We start from the raw sequence: 1,451 nt of genomic DNA, 5'->3' as shown, positions 1-1,451 counted from the left end.
CCTCTATATGACCGATCCCGAGGGCAACGGCATCGAAATCTATTCTGATCGCCGTCCGCAGGACTGGAAGTGGATCGGCGACAAGATCGCCATGGCGACCGAGCGTCTGAACCTTCCGGCTGTCGTCGCCTGTGTGCCGGCCGATGACGCCGGCTGGCAGGGCGCGCCGGAAAACACCATCGTCGGCCACGTCCATCTGCGCGTCGGCCGGCCGGAGGACGCTGAGGCCTTTTGGCATGACCAGTTCGGCTTCGACACGGTGGCGAGATATGGCGGCCAGGCGGTGTTCCTGTCGTCGGGTGGCTACCACCACCACATTGGCGCCAATGCCTGGCGCAGCGCCGGCGCCGGCCGCCGCGATCCGGCACGTTCGGGCCTAGCGTGGGTCGAAATGCGCTCGGACAATGTGACCGGCGAGACGACCCGCGAGGATCCGTGGGGCACGGTGATCAGGACGGTGCCGGGCAAGGCTTGATTGGATGTCGGCACGGCTCTTTTTCTCCCCGTCACTATACGGGGAGAAATGCCCGGCAGGGCAATGAGGGGCAGCGCCAGTTTTGCGAGTTTGTCTCCCCCGGACCTGGACGTGGCGAGTACAGTCATCGCCGAAGTCGGCGCCGCCCCTCATCCGCCCTTCGGGCACCTTCTCCGCGTGAACGGGGAGAAGGAAAGGTTAGGCCTCCCCAAACACCCGCTTGAAGATCGTGTCGACATGCTTGGTGTGGTAGCCGAGGTCGAATTTCTCACGGATTTCGGCTTCCGGCAATGCCGCCGTCACTTCCTTGTCGGCAAGAAGTTCATCAAGGAAATCAGCGCCTTGTTCCCATACCTTCATGGCGTTGCGTTGCACCAGCCGGTAGGCGTCCTCGCGTGACACGCCGGCCTGCGTCAGCGCGAGAAGCATGCGCTGCGAATGCACAAGGCCGCGGAACTTGTTCATGTTCTTGAGCATGTTGTCGGGATAGACGAGCAGCTTGTCGACGACGCCGGTGAGCCGCGACAACGCGAAATCCAGCGTCACGGTGGCGTCCGGTCCGATCATGCGTTCCACCGAGGAGTGAGAGATATCGCGCTCGTGCCAGAGCGCCACGTTCTCCATCGCCGGCATGGCGAAGGAGCGCACCATGCGGGCAAGGCCGGTGAGGTTTTCGGTCAGCACCGGATTGCGCTTGTGCGGCATCGCCGACGAGCCCTTCTGCCCCGGCGAGAAATACTCTTCCGCTTCCAGCACCTCAGTGCGCTGCAGGTGGCGGATTTCGATCGCCAGCCGCTCCACCGACGAGGCGATGACGCCGAGCGTGGCGAAAAACATGGCGTGGCGGTCGCGCGGGATCACCTGCGTCGAGACCGGCTCCGGCTTCAGCCCGAGCTTCTTCGCCACATGCTCTTCGACATAGGGCTCGATGTTGGCGAAGGTGCCGACCGCGCCCGAGATGGCGCAGGTCGCGATG

At 64.0% G+C, this 1,451-nt stretch carries 2 protein-coding genes; one reads left to right on the top strand and one right to left on the bottom strand.

Annotation, left to right across the window (positions count from 1 at the left end):
- Positions 1-475: VOC family protein (locus EN745_RS34770; protein ID WP_348630990.1), on the top strand; the 475-nt coding region annotated here is incomplete at its 5' end.
- A gap of 198 nt (positions 476-673) precedes the next feature.
- Here the strand turns inward: EN745_RS34770 and EN745_RS34765 are convergent.
- On the bottom strand, positions 674-1,451 hold a 778-nt coding region (locus tag EN745_RS34765; protein ID WP_245487911.1), incomplete at its 5' end, for a lyase family protein.

Origin of the sequence: Mesorhizobium sp. M4A.F.Ca.ET.022.05.2.1, from assembly GCF_003998845.1 — a bacterium.
Taxonomy (GTDB): domain Bacteria; phylum Pseudomonadota; class Alphaproteobacteria; order Rhizobiales; family Rhizobiaceae; genus Mesorhizobium.
Note: the sequence above shows the minus strand (reverse complement) of the source record. Positions and strands in the feature narration are given on the sequence as shown.